General features: G+C 38.4%; 10 protein-coding genes. All 10 read left to right on the top strand.

Translation table 11 applies throughout. From position 1 onward, the window contains the following. Positions 1-14: 14 nt before the first annotated feature. On the top strand, positions 15-1,334 hold the full coding sequence (locus tag MUS1_RS05100; protein ID WP_051436120.1) for a cell envelope integrity TolA family protein: 1,320 nt from the start codon (positions 15-17) through the stop codon (positions 1,332-1,334). Positions 1,335-1,396: 62 nt separating this feature from the next. Continuing rightward, positions 1,397-2,005, top strand: a complete 609-nt coding sequence (gene darT / locus MUS1_RS05095) for a type II toxin-antitoxin system toxin DNA ADP-ribosyl transferase DarT (protein WP_036159856.1) — start codon at positions 1,397-1,399, stop codon at positions 2,003-2,005. 8 nt (positions 2,006-2,013) lie between these two features. Beyond that, the gene (gene darG / locus MUS1_RS05090) at positions 2,014-3,090 is read left to right on the top strand and encodes a type II toxin-antitoxin system antitoxin DNA ADP-ribosyl glycohydrolase DarG (protein ID WP_036160115.1); all 1,077 of its coding nucleotides are present in this window, start codon (positions 2,014-2,016) and stop codon (positions 3,088-3,090) included. 85 nt (positions 3,091-3,175) lie between these two features. Then, positions 3,176-4,477 carry an MATE family Na+-driven efflux transporter gene (locus MUS1_RS05085; RefSeq protein WP_036159855.1) on the top strand — a complete coding sequence of 434 codons (1,302 nt, stop codon included), beginning with the start codon at positions 3,176-3,178 and terminating at the stop codon, positions 4,475-4,477. A gap of 140 nt (positions 4,478-4,617) precedes the next feature. Then, on the top strand, positions 4,618-5,067 hold the full coding sequence (umuD, locus tag MUS1_RS05080) for a translesion error-prone DNA polymerase V autoproteolytic subunit (protein WP_036159854.1): 450 nt from the start codon (positions 4,618-4,620) through the stop codon (positions 5,065-5,067). Further along, positions 5,064-6,335: a translesion error-prone DNA polymerase V subunit UmuC gene (umuC, locus tag MUS1_RS05075; RefSeq protein ID WP_036159852.1), complete on the top strand. Its 1,272-nt coding sequence runs from the start codon at positions 5,064-5,066 to the stop codon at positions 6,333-6,335. Before umuD ends, umuC begins: the two co-directional genes overlap by 4 nt. A gap of 325 nt (positions 6,336-6,660) precedes the next feature. Continuing rightward, positions 6,661-8,142, top strand: coding sequence for a sigma 54-interacting transcriptional regulator (locus MUS1_RS05070; RefSeq protein ID WP_036159851.1), 1,482 nt, complete (start codon positions 6,661-6,663; stop codon positions 8,140-8,142). A 251-nt stretch (positions 8,143-8,393) separates the two neighbouring features. Beyond that, positions 8,394-8,858: a hypothetical protein gene (locus tag MUS1_RS05065; RefSeq protein ID WP_036159850.1), complete on the top strand. Its 465-nt coding sequence runs from the start codon at positions 8,394-8,396 to the stop codon at positions 8,856-8,858. Between the two features lie 191 nt (positions 8,859-9,049). Further along, on the top strand, positions 9,050-12,481 hold the full coding sequence (locus tag MUS1_RS05060; protein ID WP_036159848.1) for an STY4851/ECs_5259 family protein: 3,432 nt from the start codon (positions 9,050-9,052) through the stop codon (positions 12,479-12,481). Then, complete coding sequence (locus tag MUS1_RS05055) at positions 12,478-18,771, top strand: DEAD/DEAH box helicase (RefSeq protein ID WP_036159847.1); 6,294 nt, start codon at positions 12,478-12,480, stop codon at positions 18,769-18,771. Before MUS1_RS05060 ends, MUS1_RS05055 begins: the two co-directional genes overlap by 4 nt. Positions 18,772-18,788 lie beyond the last annotated feature (17 nt).

The following is an 18,788-nucleotide window of genomic DNA, read 5'->3' as shown; positions in this document are numbered from 1 at the left end:
TTTAGGGTCAGAGTATGCAAGTGTTAGATGATATTTGGTCCACCATAAAGGGTAATGCTAAAACTAGAATCAAAGATCCAATAGTTGGAACATTTATTGTTTCCTGGTGCTTTTGTAATTGGGATAAATTAGCTCTTTTGTTTTGGGGTAAAGGTGACTTAGAAAAAAGAATAAGTGCTTTAGTCGAAAGTATGGCTTTGTTGTCAAATCCAAGCTTATTAAAACAAGATTTAGGACTATTACTAATCCCTACAGCATTGACAATAGGCTACTTGTTCATACTCCCTTTGGCTTCCTTGTGGGTGAAAGAAAAGCAAAAAAAGACTGCTGTTTTGCAGTACTCACACGCTGTTGATTTAGATATCGAACATACCAGAAAGCAATGGGAGCTTAATAAGGAAAGACTTAGATCAAACCCAGAGAAAGACTTTTTAGCACAAGATGTCGCTTTAGATATCCAAAAAGAAAAAAATAGAATAGAGCGAAGAGATAAAATTCGAGAATTCATTGATAAAAAAGTCAAAACAGCTTCTGCACTAGCAGATAAAACCAAAGCTGATGCTGAAGCTGAACAAATTAGTTTAGAGAAAAAGCGTTTAGAACTAGAGGAAAAACAGCGAAAAGCAACGAAAGAAAAGCAGCGATATGAAGAGCAGTCTGCAATTCATAATGCAACGATGGCTTCACATAGGTTCCCCGCCGTTTTTTATTTTATGAATTTATTGTCTGACTCTTTAAAGCAGGACAGGGTTGTATTAACAGCGTCAGGGCTTGTTTCATGTATTGCAGCTGTTTTTGGATATGAAACAACAGACGAACTTATAAACGATAAAGATTTTAGTAATGAATATCTGACTAAACTCAAATATATTATTTTAGATGACGGTTTAGCTAAAAATTTAGATGCTATATGTGAGCGAGAAAACTCAGATAATGAAGATTTAAGTTCTGATTTACTATTTAATCATATTCAAATGTTATTTGAGGAGCTGCCTTTTAAGCTTGTATCAGAAGATACATTAGTGGAAGAAATTTCTGAAAGGGTTAATGAAGATTCTAATGATCTATTAATGGGAGAGGACCTTTCTGGACCTATGGCTGAAACAGATACCATTTTTGATGAAATAGAGCTATCAGTTGATAGCCATGATTTAAATACAAGCTTTGATGTGAAAATGAGTGGATATGCGAGTGGTTCTCACCGTAAGGAAGCTGATGTACCTGGAAGGGATTTAACTGTGAACGTTGATGTTACCTGCGAGCCTGTTATGGGCTCTTTTGGTTTACAAGATTATGAGCTAACAGTTAGCGGTGAACCAAGAGATTATGACTAGGCCTTTAGTTGTGGTCTACGTTAATTTTTTGAATGTAAGGGAATTTTGGTTGAGGGAGTTTTATGACAGTATCTGTATCCCACATTACACATATAGATAATTTGGTTCACATCATAAGTGAAGGTTGCCTGTGGTCTGATGCAAAACGTATTGAATTAGGTTTGGTTAATCAGAACATTGGTTATAGTCATATCAAACAACGTAGGCTTTTACGGCCTGTTAATGTAGCTGCTGGCGGAATGATTGGACAGTATGTACCTTTTAATTTTTGTCCACGCTCTGTGATGCTTTACGTCATACACCGCGGTCATGCCGATTTTCAAGGAGGTCAGGATCGCGTACTGCACTTAATCAGTGATACTGAAACGATCAGTTTATCTAATGAACATTGCTTCTTTACTGATATTCATGCAGACCTTGATTACGCAGAGCAAATTGATGATTTCTCTCGACTGTCAGAGCTCGATATCCAGAGAATAATTAATGAAAAGTACTGGCAAGATTTTAAAGAAGAGAAACAAGCGGAGTTTTTAGCGTATGAATCTGTACAGTGGCATACCGTTAAACGTATTGGTGTTAGATCTCAAACGGTAGCCGATGATGTGAATCTATTGCTACAATCTGCCCAACATAAACCTGTGGTCCAAGTTCGACCAGAATGGTATTACTAGAGGTTGTCATGATTACTTATCACGCTGGAAACATATTGCACGATCAAGCTGATGCCATTATCAATACGGTTAATACCGTTGGTGTAATGGGGAAGGGGCTAGCTCTGCAATTTAAAAAAGCGTTTCCAGAAAACTTCAATGTATACAAAAAGGCTTGTGATGATAAATCTTTTCATACTGGCCAAGTGCTTTCTGTACCATTGAACTCAATGAGTGCTCCTTTTTATATTATTAATTTTCCTACCAAATCACATTGGAAAGGTAATTCAAAGTTTGAATATATTGAGCAAGGGCTAGAAAGCCTAAAGTCTGAAGCGGTTCGTTTAGGTCTTAAATCGGTTGCTATCCCTGCATTAGGTAGTGGCCTGGGTGGATTACCATGGGGTAAAGTTGAAAGACTGCTTGAAAATTCTCTTTCAGAATTACCAGATATTGAATGGTTGATTTACCCACCTCAATCAGCGCCCGAGGCCGATGCTATGCCAAATAAAACAACTCGTCCAAAAATGACTGCGGGTAGAGCGGCTGTATTAGGTTTAATAGATCGGTATGTATCAACTGGTTTTGAATACCGTCTTTCACTTTTAGAGGTTCAGAAGCTCGTATACTTTTTGACTCTTTCTGGTGAGCCTTTAAACAAGGTGATTTTTAAAAAACACCATTATGGCCCATACGCAGATGTGTTGCGTCATGTGCTTGAAAGAATGGAAGGGCACTTCATCACAGGGTATGCCGATGGATCAAATAAGCCTGAGACACCTATTGAGTTGAAAAGTGAAGCAGCAGAAGAAGCGCTTCACTTTCTAGATCAGAATATCGAAACAAAACAACGTTTCAATCAAGTGGCTGAACTGATTGAGGGGTTTGAATCGCAAAACGGTATGGAGCTTTTATCTACGGTACATTGGGTCGCAACTCAAGAGTCAGATAGTGCAGATAGTGCAGATATATCTAGTGAAGAGCTCATTCGTAAAGTACATAACTGGAATGCCAGAAAAGCAGGAATGAAGCCAGCTCACATACTCGCAGCCTTTGAAAGACTTAAGCAAAAGCAATGGTTGGAATTTAAAGTGCCGACTATTTGAAGTTTTTTGCGTGATTATAGAAATATTTTAGCTATCAATAAATCTATGGCCAGTAACACTATTAAGTGAATTAATAGGGATTTTTGTGTTCAAAACGGACTTTAAGCAAATAGACTATAAGCTTTGGTTAGCTTTAATCATTAGTAGTTTCATACCACTCATCTATACGACAACACGTATTCATTTTCTTGGGAGTATTCCGGATAGTTGGGCGCTCAGTATTGCAGCTCAAGTTGCTTGGTTAAATATTGGCTATGAGGTGATTAGTGAAGCTCTCATTCTTCCATTGGCTTTCATATTGGGCCAGGCAATCCTTAACCCTTTAGAGTTTCAGAAACGTGCAATATCTTCTTTAGGTGTCATTGTTTTAGTTTATGGCATCGTGACCATCTTTGTGATGCTATTTACCCCTCAATTAGTAGCAGGTATGCAGCAAAGCAATTCATTGATACAAGACACCATTGACTATATTCGATTAGAAACAGTCGCCATTTTCATTTCCAGTGTGTATACGGTTTTAAACTTACTTCTAGTGTTGCATAGTAAATATAAAGCTTTATACAGCCTGTTAATTATCCAGTCGGCTCTTACCGTAATAAGTGACAGTGTTCTTGTTAGCCAATTGCCATTCTCTTATCAACTTGGTGTTAATGGCATTGCCATTACAAATATTTTGGTAAATAGCTTATTGGTCATTGTTGCTTTTCAGGTGCTCAAGTACAACGGTATGAAGTTGTCGTTTAAAGAGCTCCGATTTAAAAATCAAACTTGGTTAAAGCTTTGGTTCAAGGTGGGTAGTAAGTCTGGTCTAGAGTCTTTGGTTAGAAATACTGCATTTGTAGTTATGATTCTCCAGTTAATGAATCAGCTTCAGCAGTCTGGAACTTTTTGGGTTGCCAATGGATTTATATGGGGGTGGTTGTTATTGCCTGTGATGACTCTCGGCCAAGTTGTTAAAAGAGAAGCGGCAACAAGTAATGGGCTCAGTGAGTCGCGAGTTACTAGCTACTTAATAATTACCTTCGGTGTTGTCGTCTTATGGTTGTTGACGATGCCATTTTGGGAAGAGTTTATTCATACTGTAATGGGAATAAAGGACTCAACTAGCATTACTCATCTAGTGCTCATTATGATTGGTTTTTATGTGGTTTTTGCACTCAATAATGTGATTGATAGCTATTTTTATGGCATTGGTCGAACGGATCTAATGCTATACCAGTCCTTAATTGTGAATACTCTGTTTTACGGTGCTGCGTTTATAGGTTATCAGCAAGGCTGGTTTATACCTTCTCTTAACAAAGTGGCAATAATGTTTGGATTAGGTATTACTTTAGATGCTGTTATAACTTGGGCTTTATATCGAATGATAAGAAAACAAGGGCAATGACTGGCTATGAAATTGGCGAGACGAGTAAGTCTGAATCGAATTTAAGGAAATAGGCTGCAGCATTTAGTAAAAATTCACATAGCCTTTATTTACACTCAGCTCTATACTGTATAAACATACAGTATAGAGCTAGTCGTATTATGCGTGTTTCATATCTTGGTGTTTCTGAATCTTCTGCGTTTATTGCTTCAAATAGCATACGTATCCCTCTTTATATCGAATCTGTTTCTGCTGGCTTTCCTTCACCAGCACAAGACTTTGTTGAGCGTACATTAGACCTAAATGAGTTTTGTGTTTCTCATCCAGCTTCTACTTATTACGTGCGTGCTCAAGGCGACTCAATGATTGATGCGGGTATACATTCTGGCGATGTACTGCTGGTGGATAAATCGTTAAATGCTCGCCATGGGGATATTGTTATTGCCTGTATTTATGGGGAAATGACAGTGAAGATATTAGAGCTAAAGCCTAACGTTGTTCTTAGACCAAAGAATAAAGCCTATCCCGCGATTACTATTACTGAAGAGTCTGAATTAGAGATATTTGGGGTAGTGACGAGTGTAATTAGAAAGTTTGAGCGCAGTCAGTGAAATCTGTTTTTGCTTTAGTCGATTGTAATAACTTCTATGCCAGCTGTGAAAAACTCTTCCGTCCAGATCTAAAGAATACACCGGTTGTCGTATTGTCTAATAATGATGGCTGTGTCGTGGCTCGCTCGAAAGAAGCTAAGGCGTTGGGTTTGAAAATGGCGGTGCCAGTATTTCAAATTCAAGATGAAATCAAAAAGCATGGCATTGTGTGCTTTTCGTCTAATTATGCGTTGTATGCTGATCTATCAAATAGGGTGATGACGATACTTGAAGAAGAAGCACCTCGGGTGGAAGTGTATTCGATTGATGAGGCGTTTATGGACTTAACGGGGGTTGAGTATGCAATGGATTTGCTCGCCTTTGGTCAGCAGGTTAAGGCAAAGGTAGATCAATGGACGGGGATTACTGTTGGTGTGGGAATAGCCCCAACAAAAACTTTGGCGAAATTAGCTAATCATGCGGCGAAGAAATATCCTGCGACAGGCTCTGTAGTCGATCTGATGGACATTGAACGACAAAGACGGTTAATGGCCTTGGTAGATGTAAATGACGTCTGGGGCGTGGGTAGGCGGACAGCAGAAAAGTTAAGAGCCAAAGGGATTAATACAGCATTAGACCTAGCCAAAAGAAATCCTAAAGACATAAGAAGCGAATTCTCTGTTGTACTAGAACGAACAGTACAGGAACTGAACGGCGTGTCTTGTCTGGGTTTAGAAGAGGTAAGGCCAACTAAACAACAGATAATTTGCAGCCGTTCATTTGGTCATAAGGTGACAGATAAACAAGAGCTAAGGGAAGCTGTTGCAAAGTACACAACCCGTGCTGCAGAGAAACTGCGTGGAGAGAAGCGTTTATGTCGTGTAGTGAGCGCGTTCATTAGAACTAGTCCCTTCATACATGGGCAACCTCAGTATGCTAAAACCTTAACAGTAGAGCTACCAAACCCAACGGACGACACAAGAGATCTATTAGAAGTCACTGAGGCAATCTTTCAGTGTATTTATAAGGAAGGATTTCACTATGCAAAAGCAGGTGTCATCTTCTCTGACTTTTATGAATATGGAACATTCCAAGAAGACTTGTTTCGACCATCATCAAATAAAGCGTATTCTAGAGCGTTGATGAATGTTGTAGACCATATAAATCATAGCGGCCTGGGCAACGTATTCTTTGCTTCACAAGGCGTATCTCCAACCTGGGTAATGAAACGAGAGTACTTATCACCAAGCTACACTACAAAATGGCAAGACTTACCAAAGGTCTGGTAAGATTAAAATGTTATTGTCTAGAAAAGCCTAAAGTATTTATTTCTTATCAAGGATTTAATTAGAAAATCAAACATTAAATAGCATAAAATCATCATTGCCGCCTTGAATATGATGGCGTTTATAATCACTTTTAGTCTTAATACTATATAACGTTTGGAATTCATAAAATACCTCTTTATCAATTAGAATTTAATGTTACTGAGTGTCTAATAGCATGTTAAAAAAATGAAAGATAGCAATGCGAGAAACTAACATCTATTAATGTTCTGCCGAAGAAACTGTAGTAGTCTTCACCATTAATTAGCAGTTTATAAAGGATGTATTTGTGGCAGAAAAAACACTTATTTCATGGATTGGTGAAACAGACCTAAGAGCAGCTATTTCTGATGTGCCATCCGATGCACCTATATCGTCTACCTTAGCGAACTTCACCTTTGATCGAGTTATTCTTCTGTGTTCCTACCCAGAAACTAGGAGTGCTCCCTATATAGAGTGGCTGATGCGCCAAACTAGTCATACCATAGAGTGTTATCAAGAAACATTAGTCACTCCTGTTGATTATGAATCTATATTTCAGGCTGCAGATAAACACCTAAGCTCTCTTAAAAGATCAAATGTTGATATATGTATTTTATTGAGCCCTGGTACACCGGCCATGCAATCCATTTGGATTTTACTTGGGAAGGCGAAATACTCTGCTAGCTTTTATCGATCAAGCAAAGAACAGGGCGCTGAAGAAGTAAATATACCCTTTGAAATTTCCGCCGAATACACACCACCAGCCATTAAACTGAATTCCAAGCAACTTACACAGTTATCTAATGATGGTGTTATTTCCAGTGCAGCTTTTGAAAATATCATTACCCAAAACCCCATAATACAGCGTTTAAAACAACAAGCTGAAATTCTTGCCAAGCGTGAAGTTCCTATACTGATACAAGGAGAAACAGGGACAGGTAAAGAACTTTTTGCTAGAGCCATTCATAATGCAAGTTCACGTGTGGATAAACCCTTTATTGCAGTGAACTGCGGTGCTTTCCCTTCAGAGCTGGTGGATTCGATTTTGTTTGGTCATAAAAAAGGGGCCTTTACAGGGGCGTCAGCTGACCGACAAGGGTACTTCCAGCAAGCTAATGGTGGAACACTTTTTTTAGATGAGTTTGGTGAGCTAGAACCTAACGTACAGGTTAGATTGCTGCGAGTTTTACAAGAAAGCGTCATTACTCCGGTGGGAGCGACTAAAGAAGAAAGTGTTGATGTTCGTATTATCACAGCGACTCACAGAAACTTGATGCAAGCTATCCATGATGGTTTTTTTCGAGAAGATCTTTTTTACCGCGTTGCTGTTGGTGTTTTATTATTGCCGCCATTACGAGAGCGAGAGGGTGATATAACTCTACTGGCAGAGGCGTTATTAATGGATATGTCAAAGGAGGATGCTGCTCTAGTAGGTAAAGAAATTTCTGCAAAGGCAAAAAATATTATCTTGTCACAACAGTGGCCGGGTAATATACGTGAATTACGATCTACTTTATTGCGAGCTTCTCTATGGAGTAATGAAGACGCAATATCGGCTAATGACATCAAGCAGGCTTTGTTTGATCGTCCTCATAATAATACCAGCTTGTTAAATAGAGATATTTCTCAAGGTATTGATATTCAAAATATTATTTCTGATTTGGTAAGGCACTATATTCCTAAAGCATTAGCTCATTCAAATGGAAATAAGTCCAAAGCAGCTGACTTATTAGGGCTTAAAAACTACCAAACACTAACCAACTGGATAGATAAATACGACGTGAAATAGAAATCGGCACAATCTAGGTGCTGCTTATCAGTTGTTACCTTCTGTAAAAACAGCTTGTCTAAGCTACTTGATGCTGAGTGAACAGGACGGTGAAACGAAGAATAATAAAAAATAAACATAATTTATTTTATTTAATAATAAATTAATTTATCTATCTATGATTAGGTTTTATTTAAGTTGTTGAATTTTAAGGTTTAAATAATTGGCACGGTCTTCGCAATATATCTATTAATTATTATTAGGAGATATGTATGAAGAAAATGTGTTCAGTTGTTCTTGTGTTTGCTGCCATAATTCCTTTTCTTGGATTTGGTGTAATGAATTTTTACCCAAGCCTTGAAGAAGCCTCTTACTTCTCAACTACTTTTGGTATTGGGGCGAATCTATTTTCTGGTGCTGCATTAGGGTTGGCTATATATTCATTTGTATTACAGCAGCAACAGAATAATCAATTTGAAGAGGTTACTTTAAAATCACTAGAAGGGCAGGTCGAAGCCCTTACGGTCCTGAAAAAAGCCATAGATGAGCAAGCATCAACAGCCAAAGTAACAGCTTTAAACACATTAATCATGATGGATGAGCGACGTGTACAAGACTTAAAAGAATGGGGTAAAAATGTTGGTGATTTTAATAAATATTCTGGTGGAATAAAGAAAGCAAAAGCTCGAATTGAAGAAAATAGATTAAAAATAGAATTAATTAATGATTCTTTATAAAGGTAAGCCTAAATATAGATGTCAGCGGCAACATACTAGCTACAGATTAGAAGTTTTAGAGGAATAGCTATCTGATTAACACATAGAGGTTGTTAAATTATTGGTTTGCTAGCCCCTAAAAATATTTAATTTCAAAATCATACCAATATTTCATATGTTGCTATAACAAGGTAATAACAAAGGGACTTAACATGGGTGATGTAACAAACGGTCTTTCACAAATTAATGTGGCTGTTAAAGTAGATATTATAAAGCCTAAATTATGGCTGAAGCAGTTTTTTATAAAGCGAGCTTTATCAGGTGTAACAGGAAAACCATTATATCAATATCAGGTAAGTGCTGATGAGTACTTAAGTTTAAAGTGTTGCGTTAGCAAAGCTGATGCCCAAAATTCGTTTGGAGACTTGTGCCCTGACTGGAGCGCTGCGTTTGTTTTATTTTGCTCAGAATGGTTTCGCCGTGAATATACAAACCAATGGAGCTGGCAGCCAATTTGGCAAAGCTTAAGTTTTCAATTAAACCCAGTAGATGTCAAAAATATCGTAGAGAAAGGATTAAGTGATTATTGGCAAAGGTCTGTTTTACAGTATCAAAGTGAGCACAATAACTATTTAGGCTCAGTATTCAGCGAAGGGGGCTTACCTTTCAAATTACTGATTGATAAAAACAATCATTTTCAAAAACTATTCAAACAAGTACTGAGTCGCTATCAACATGCGACTTTGTTAGGAAAGACAACCCATGAGCTGGTGGAGGAATGTGTTAATAAATTGCCACAGGCTTTTAAGGAAAATACCTCGATTAAGTTGATTGGCGATATGGCAGATAAACTCTTGTCTATGGTGGATGTGTTTGAGCTAGAAAACAAAGAAGACCCAGCTAAGCATTTAGATCAAGTTAATGGTCATTGGCGCTCTCAATTCCCATTACCGTTAGATGACCAGATAGGTTCTGATTTTTTAAATAACTTATTAACTAGTGCCACCAAAGAAGTTAAAAAACAAGGTATTAAAAGAGGAGAGTTACAGGCAAAGCATTTCCTGTTTTTGCAATCTGATGTAATTAAAAGTGAAGTTACTTTACCCACAAACCTGACGTTTGGCTTTTCAAAAGAGGACGTCAACAGTGCACGTATTGAGTTGGCTGTATATGAGGGGGATGTCTGCCTTGCTAATGCAGGGGTCTTTCATGGTCATTTTGAAGGTTTGCATACGCGTTTAAAAATGCGCTTGGAGAAGTTTCAGGTAACGCGTCAAAATACAGACAAAAACCTCTATTTAGTGGCGATGCAAGCAGGTCAGCAATTAGCCAAAATGCTTATCCCTTATTCCTGGCTAGAAATCGGACAGGTCCCAGTTGGTTTTATCCAAAAAAATGACATGCTGATATACGCAGGCCAAGCCAGCTTTAAGGTTAAAACGCCTAATGTGTGGTTGTTATTACCAGAAAACTGCCAAGTAACGAATGTTGTCGACACACATTTAAATGATCTTAATAGTTTGGATAAGAATTCAAATGATGTTGAACCTAGTATGATCCAAGAAGGGCAGTACTTAGGGCTTAGTCTAGTAAAATGCCAAGGTAAGGTGTGTTTTGAGAATGAGACTAAGGAATGTTTTACTATTGAAACTAATGCACCTAATGACACGGGTGATCAGTTATCTTTGCAAGGGAAGTTTCTAGAATGGTCAAGTGAGCCTTCCCATGTATTTGTTGGTATTCCCAGTTATCAGTGGGCAACCAATGTGCCATTTGAACAAAGAGAAAGTTTAAATTTATTTCTAAATGGACAGGCCCAAAACAACCTTTCGTTGGCAGAAAATTATGGCCGCCAATCCTTATCCTATCGCAATGCCAAAAACCAAACATTATTACGCAAAAGAGTGGGGGTTTTACCGCAAGATTTTGAACTGAGTTTAACCTCAGCCGATAAACCGAATGAAGGCATAGTGACACTTAAAACCAGGAGTTTGTGCTGTTATCAAATAAAAGGCGTGACTGAAGTTAGAAGAGATAAGAGTGAAGCGAACACCCAACATATTCACTTGAAGGGAGAGGGCATACCGCCAGATTACTTTAAGTTAGTCGTGTTTGTTAATTTGGCCAGTGATCCGATTGTTTTAACCCTACCTTTTCCTTCAAAGGGGGCGGTTGCATATGACAAAGAAGGGCAAGTGCTTAAGCGCCAAATTAGTTTAGATGCCCTATTGGGTAGTCGTTTACACCTTTTTTCAGATGCAGGACAGTCAAATTACTTTGAGCTAGAAATAAGCCTTAAAGACTATCAGGTGAATTATGCCAATACACCAACTTTCCAATGGCGTTATCGGGTGGAAAATGAGCCTAAGGTCATTTCTCTATATGCTTTAAAAGAATACATACAAGAACTCATGTCACTTAAACCCGAGCTAGATAGTGAAGTTCTAGTGACAGTGCGTGGGCCAGCAAAAAATTTGGATATTATCGTTAAGCGATATGAGGCGGTACTTGATCACGACAGAGCGCGTAATCTTATTTGTTTACAAGAAGGCTCTGGCTTTGATTCATCAAAGATTAAGCCTCAACTATTTAAGTTGGCCGCGCCCGAAGAAAGAGCTTATCTACTTGATAGTCGACGCAGTGAAAATGCTGCAACAGGGGATTACGAGCTACCAAGACAATTAGAGGATACTGGCCCTTGGTTAGTGATCCCGCAAGCTGGGTCTAAAATTAGCTTTAGACCTAAATTTATTTTAGGTCGACCACAGAAGTTTGATGTTGGGCAAGTGTTAAAACATATTTCTCAAGCAGTGATGGCTTATCATCCTCAATTTTGCCCTGATGCATTCACCCCAATTATTGCTTGCATGGCGGATAAGCCGAGCCATTCAAGTTGGCAATATTTTATTACGCTTAAAAAACAATTTTACCATTTACCGCTTACGACGTTTCAAGCTTGGGGGGAGTTAGTTAAACAACCTAAAGCATTATGTTTAGCAATTTTAAAGTTTGATGCGGATGCTGGCTTAATCGCTCGATTAGAAAAAGAGTACCCGATTGTTTGGGAGTTAATCGGAATAGAAGATTGGCGATATGCCATTGAACATTATAAATCAGACCTTTTAGAGGCTAAGTTACCTGAGGCTGTAGTTACTCAGGTGATAGGGGGGTTAATTGATAGAATCTGTACTCAAATAGGGGTTTATGAAGGGGCCTATCAAGCGTATTTGAAGGATGGTAGTAAACCCCAAGCGTTTCCTACTCAAATAATGCAAGGTTTGATTATTGATAATGAGGATAGTTGGTATCAAAAGCTGTTACAGCAGCATCTGGATGCAAAATGGCCAGAAAAATATGACCAAGAATTAAGGCGTTGGTTTAATTTTGATTCGAATTTCAATCTTTCTATTCATACTTTTCATAGACATCATCAAGCGGTTGTTTTATTACCTATTTATGCAGCGGCGGTAGCGGCTGGTAAGTTGGATTCAGAGGCGCTTTTTAATAAAAATAACAGAGTAAATAATAAATTAGATGCAACAAAAGCTTTTCATCTTCGCACTATTCGAGACTTCGACATGGATTGGTTTAAGCCCATGTATCAATTTGCAGTATTTCAATTTTTAAATAAGGACATTAAATGAGACCCTATTTTTCATCATTAGTCACTCAAGCAATTAGCCGTGCGAAAGAATCTAGTTTAAGTATTTTATCGATAACTAATCCGTCTTTAAGAAATCACTTATCTGAACAGATGTCAGTAACTGCAGGTCAAGGTGATGCCTTTTTAGCGGACCCTGTGTTCGAACATATGTTTGGTTGGGAAAAAGCGGAACCTTTAATGTCAGATTTAGAAGGTAGCTTATTAAGTCATGAATTGGTTAATTCGCTTGATCAAAAACAGATTATGAATCGTAATGATAGTGACAAACAGCAGTTTAAAAAAAATAAATATCGCTTTGGTAAGGAGTTCCAGCCCTACGCTCATCAGCTTAAAGCGTGGCAATACTTAATAGAAGAAGAGAAAAAATCCGTTATTGTTACTTCAGGTACTGGTTCTGGTAAGACTGAGTGCTTTATGGTGCCTGTATTGAATGATTTATGTCGAGAGCAAAAAGAGACAAAAGCTCCTTTAGTAGGTGTCAGAGCGTTATTTCTTTATCCGCTTAATGCGCTAATCAACTCTCAAGAGGAGCGTCTTGATGCATGGACTCAAGCCTTTGGAGATAAAATACGTTATTGCCTTTATAACGGTAACACTCCTAATGATGAGGCTAAGGTTTATCAGGCACAAAAGAAGTGTAAGAACCAGATTCTATCCCGCGAATTAATGCGTAAAGAGCCTGCGCCATTGCTGGTGACTAATGGCACTATGTTGGAATATATGTTGATCAGACAGATTGACTCTCCGATTATTGAAGCCTCAAGACAAGCTCAATCATTACGCTGGATTATATTGGATGAAGCTCATAGTTATATGGGCTCTCAAGCGGCTGAGCTCGCGCTACAGTTGCGTCGGGTGATATATGCTTTTGGTGTTGAAGCCAAGAATGTTCGCTTTGTCGCTACATCAGCGACGATAGCGAATAAAGATGCCGAGAAACAATTAAAAACTTTCTTATCAAATATTGCTGGTGTGGGCATAGATCAAATAGAGGTGATCGGTGGTCAACGTATTATCCCTGAGATAAATGATACAGCTAACCTTTCTCAGTCATTAGAAGCAATAGAGAGTATCCCTGCTGATCTAGACCCCAGTGACAAAGAATATGATGAAAAGGTATCTTTAGCACGCTTTAGCGCACTTGAAATGTCACCCATAGCGAAAGCATTGCGATCTGTTATGACAGCAAATAGCCAAGGTCCTATGACGCTTAATGACATAGCTAGGGCTATGGGTAAGATGTTAAATCAAGAGCCAATCGAGCAGAAAATATTATTGCGATGGATAGACATTCTTACAGGAACAGTAAAGGATACTAAGTTTGATAGTCAGGCTTTTTTGAAGCTTAGAGCACATTTTTTTCAACGGATGACACAAGGTTTGTGGGCTTGTGTGGATAGCCATTGTCCTGCAAAAAAAGATACCCATTTAGCCACAAACTGGCCTTTTGGTATGGTCTACGCGACACAAAGAAGTCGCTGTGAATGCCAAGCCCCTGTGCTTGAGCTATCTTCATGCCTTGAATGCAATGAACCTCATTTATTAGGTGAAAATAAAGGAGGAAAAATCATTCAATGGAATACCCGTACACATAATGAGTTTGCTTTAGAAAATGATGAGTTAGATGAAGATGAAGATGAAGAGCAAAAAGCCCCTGTACATTTAGAGGGTAAATCGGTTCTGCCAGATATTTATGCGAGTTGTTATACAAAGAGCGAGTCTTTTAATCTTATAGGGTTAGATAAAGAAGGTAATCAAGTTCATCAAAAAGAGGGTTATATCTTAGCTCAAGCAGATCCAAAGGTGATGTGTTGTTCTGCTTGTGGTTATCAGCCTCATCATGGTGGGTTGCCTTTTAAACGAGCTCTTTTGTCAGCCCCTTTTTATGTGACTAGCGTGGTGCCAACCGTTTTAGAATATTGCCCTGATTTTGAAATAGATAAGGATGATAAAACTAAAAATATTGGGCGCTTAAGTCTACCTGGACGTGGTCGTCGCTTGATTACTTTTACAGATAGTCGGCAAGGGACAGCAAGGTTAGCGGTAAAAATGCAGCAAGAAGCCGAGCGTTCAAAATTACGCGGGGCTGTATTAGAGTCGCTAAAGCAGGCGCAAAATAAACAACCAATTGAAGATGTTCTAAATGATGATGTGACACCTGAAGCGCTATTAGAGCAAGCAAAAATCCTAAGAAACCTAGGTGCTATTAGCAATGCTGAAGATCTAGAGCAAAAAGCATTAAGCCTAAAATCGGGTGTAAAATCATTAAAACCGATTGAGTTATCTTGGTCTGAAATGGCGCAAGAGTTAGCCGGTCTAAGTGATTTTAAAGGCAGTATTTTGATCTCCAATAAACAACTGTCACCTGAAATTTTTGATCAAACAGATGGCGCATATAAGTTGGCAGATATGATGTTATTTAGGGAGTTTTCAAGGCGCCCGAAACGACAAAATAGTTCTGAAACCCAAGGTTTAGTTAAAGTGGGTTACCAAGGCTTAAGTCGCATAAAGAAAGTGCCAGAATATTGGGAGCAATATGGCCTTGATTTAAATGACTGGATAGATTTTCTAAAAGTCAGTTTAGACTTTTTTGTCAGAGAAAACTCTTATGTCAAGCTTGAGGATGACGGTTGGAAAAAATGGATAGGTCAACGCTTTTCATCTAAAGAATTGATTATACCTTCTTCGGAAGAAGCGAATGAAATGCGTGTTAAAAAGTGGCCCCAAGTTAATCGAAAAGGCGCTCAAGGTCGTTTAGTTAAATTATTAATGCTTGGTGCTGGTTTAGATCTTCAGCACTTGCTCCATGTAGAATTGATCAATGCTTGGTTAAAGCAAGCTTGGTTGGATTTAACCCAAACATCTAAAGTGTTAAGCCATGATGGAAATCGTTTTCATCTTAGACGACATGAGATGACATTTTCCCTAACGAATAAAGTTTATATATGTCCTATAACACATAAATTATTTGATACTTGTTTTAAAAATCTCACTCCTTATTTACCTAGAAAAATAGATGGTCATAATATTATATGTGAGGAGGTAAGTTACCCTCTCCTGAGTGATTTTGATTTATCTCAGAAAGATTATGATGAAGGTATTGACACTATTCGTGACTCTGTTTCAGAAGATGAAAACATTCAGGTTCTAAGGTCACAAAACCTTTGGACGGATATCAATGACAGAGCTGTAGAAGGTGGTTTTTATTATCGTACTGCAGAACACTCAGCACAGCAATCATCAAGTGCTTTAAGTAAATATGAGGATATGTTTAAAAAAGGTCAAATTAATGTATTAAATTGCTCAACCACTATGGAAATGGGGGTCGATATTGGCGGTATATCTGCTGTTGTCATGAACAATGTACCACCTCATCCTGCTAATTATTTACAACGAGCAGGCCGAGCGGGTAGGAGTAAAGAGTCCCGTGCTATCTCTTATACCTTATGTAAGTCAAACCCTCATGATCAGCAGGTATTTTCCAAACCTAAGTGGGCTTTTGAGACAGATATTGCAGCTCCTTATGTGGCATTTAATTCACCTCGTTTAGTTCAGAGGCATGTGAATGCTATCTTGTTATCGATATACCTCAAAGAGGAAGTTGGAGATACCAGCACAGATAAAACATCTCTTAAACTTGAGTGGTTTTTTAGTGGTCAAGACTCTATCTGTTCTCGTTTTATCCTTTGGCTTAAAGCTGGGTCAAATAGAGTCAATAAGGCGATACTGGGGATAAGTAAAGGTACTGATTTATCTGAATTGCCAGCCTCTAAGTTACGAGAAAATACAGCTAAAGCAATAGAAGTACACATGCAGAAATGGCAAAAAGATCACGAATACTTAATAACTGAACAAGTGAGTGCGGAGAAAGGGAGTCCGTTTTCCTATCGTATAGAAATTGAAGTAAAACGCTTGTGTAATGAGTATTTACTAAAAGAATTAGCAGCTAAAGCATTTTTACCTGGTTATGGTTTCCCTACAGATGTAGTGACCTTTGATAATAATAATATTGTCGACTTTAAACGTAGTAAGAACAGAGGGAAAGGCAAAACATCTCAAGAAAGACGAGAAGATAATCTTGCGAGAGTAAGGGGGTTACCTAGCCGTAATTTGGCAGTTGCTATCAAGGAATATGCACCCGGTACTGAATTAGTATTAGATGGCCGCGTTTTCAAGTCAGGCGGTGTATCTTTGAGTTGGCACAATATGGTGGATACTGATATTAAGGAAGCGCAGCAGTTTGATATGGCTTGGCGATGTGGTCACTGTGGTCAAACGGGTTATGAGAAAGGGGTAACACAAGCATCTAAAAACTTAGTATGTAGTAACAGCACATGTGCAAAACCTATTAAGTCTGCGAATACACGAAAAGTATTGCAGCCAACAGGTTTTGTGAGTGAGTTCTATGCAGAACCAAATAATGATATTTCTGTCCAAAGTTATGTGCCAATTGAGCCAGCTTGGCTGTCTACACGAGGCGAAAAACATGCATTGCCAAACCCTGCTATGGGACATATGACGGCGGATGTAGATGGTACAATATTTTATCATTCATCTGGCGTTAGCGGTAAAGGTTATGCGCTTTGTTTGTCATGTGGTCGCGCGGCTTCATTAGATAAAGATGGTAATCCACCATCCACGTTTAATACAGGTGTGAGACATCATCCACTTGTGCCAAACAGACAGAGTAAAGAGACTGAAAGTGATAGTTACTGTCATGGGGAAGCGACCATTCAAGAAGGTATACACCTTGGCTATCATACTAACACCGATGTATTTGAGTTGGTGTTAAGACACCCTGTGACTCAGGAGTATATAGCGGAAGATAAAGACGGCCGTATTATTGCAACCACGTTGGCGGTTGCTTTACGTTCTGCATTAGCTGAGAAATTGGGGATTTCAACAGGAGAGCTTGGCTATGCGACACGTCCAGCAATTGTAGATGAAACGAATACTGCGACGGTTATTCAGCTATATGATGCGATTAGTGGTGGCGCAGGGTTTGCTACATCAGCACCAGAAAGAATTCAAACTTTATTAGAAATGATGGCAAGTAAGTTAATTTGCGAGAAGTGTGAGGCTTGCTGTAACGATTGCCTGTTGGAGTCTGACTCTCGCCACGATGTCGATAAGCTTGACCGGATGAAAGCGCTGGAATGGTTAGGCGCTGATTTTCTGAATCATAATGGTAGTTCTGAAGTGCTTAATTTGCTTAATGATGGGCAGTATTACCACAGTTCCATTGGTGAGTTTATTAAAACCTATATGGATAGAGGTTTATCCAGCATAAATTTGTGGCTAAGTGATAATGTCACTGATTGGGATTTGAATGCGCTGGAGTTTAAAAATATCTTGTTGCGATATATGTATGAAGATAATTGCCAGGTTAATTTGGTTGTCCCAGAAAATGCATTAAATGATCAGCTAAAAGAAGTGATTTACCGTTTAAATATACAGGGTTTTGAATTCTTCACAGGTAAACCTGATAAGCATGAAATAGTAGCTCAGTTTGAATGTAAGAATAAAACGATAACCATTGCTAATACTGAGTTGGGAGTAAATTGCCCCAGTAAAGATTGGCATGCGAGTAATGGGGTTGTGATATTTTCTAATACTGAAAAAGCAGTAGCGTTAAAGAAAATTGATATGTCAGACTGGAATGTTCCAGACACAACTCATCTCATTCTGAAAAATGACTGTGATGGTAGTATTAAGCAATTTCCTGAAAAGTTTTGGCATGCTATTAATCGTAGAATAAAATCTAATTTGTTCGAAAAAGGCATGATTAAAGAGATCTATTTTAGGGATAGGTACTTGGTGACACCTTTACATGCCTCGTTATTATTTAACTTGCTGAATGGCCTGACAGAGCAAATAAATCAATATAGTCTAATCGAAATTGAGACTGCGAATTTTGCTTATAATACTAATGCTCAGTCATTTAATGATAACTGGGATACATTAGAGGCTAGAAAGCAAGCGGTTAAATGCGTTCTAGAAGATATTACAGGTAAGTCGATACGGTTTGATTCATCTAGAAAGACGGAGGTAGCTCATAGCCGTATTATGCAAATCACCTTTGATTCAGGTGAAATACTAAAACTTTACTTAGACGAAGGGCTTGGTTGTTGGGAGACACGCTCAAGCAAGACCTTTGATTTTAAAGCTAGTGTAATGAGCCAAGCGAGAGCTATTAAATCATGTTCTGAAAATATCAATATCCGATCCAGAACCAAGGGTACTTCTATATTTATAGTAAACGAAAAGTAAACTGACATTCTGTATTA

The organism is Marinomonas ushuaiensis DSM 15871, assembly GCF_000521805.1.
Lineage (GTDB): Bacteria > Pseudomonadota > Gammaproteobacteria > Pseudomonadales > Marinomonadaceae > Marinomonas > Marinomonas ushuaiensis.
Note: the sequence above shows the minus strand (reverse complement) of the source record. Positions and strands in the feature narration are given on the sequence as shown.

Coding starts and splice junctions, on each gene's coding strand:
- MUS1_RS05060 (WP_036159848.1), top strand. CDS start 9,050: ATGGGTGATGTAACAAACGGTCTTTCACAAATTAATGTGGCTGTTAAA.
- darG (WP_036160115.1), top strand. CDS start 2,014: ATGATTACTTATCACGCTGGAAACATATTGCACGATCAAGCTGATGCC.
- MUS1_RS05100 (WP_051436120.1), top strand. CDS start 15: ATGCAAGTGTTAGATGATATTTGGTCCACCATAAAGGGTAATGCTAAA.
- MUS1_RS05055 (WP_036159847.1), top strand. CDS start 12,478: ATGAGACCCTATTTTTCATCATTAGTCACTCAAGCAATTAGCCGTGCG.
- umuD (WP_036159854.1), top strand. CDS start 4,618: ATGCGTGTTTCATATCTTGGTGTTTCTGAATCTTCTGCGTTTATTGCT.
- darT (WP_036159856.1), top strand. CDS start 1,397: ATGACAGTATCTGTATCCCACATTACACATATAGATAATTTGGTTCAC.
- MUS1_RS05065 (WP_036159850.1), top strand. CDS start 8,394: ATGAAGAAAATGTGTTCAGTTGTTCTTGTGTTTGCTGCCATAATTCCT.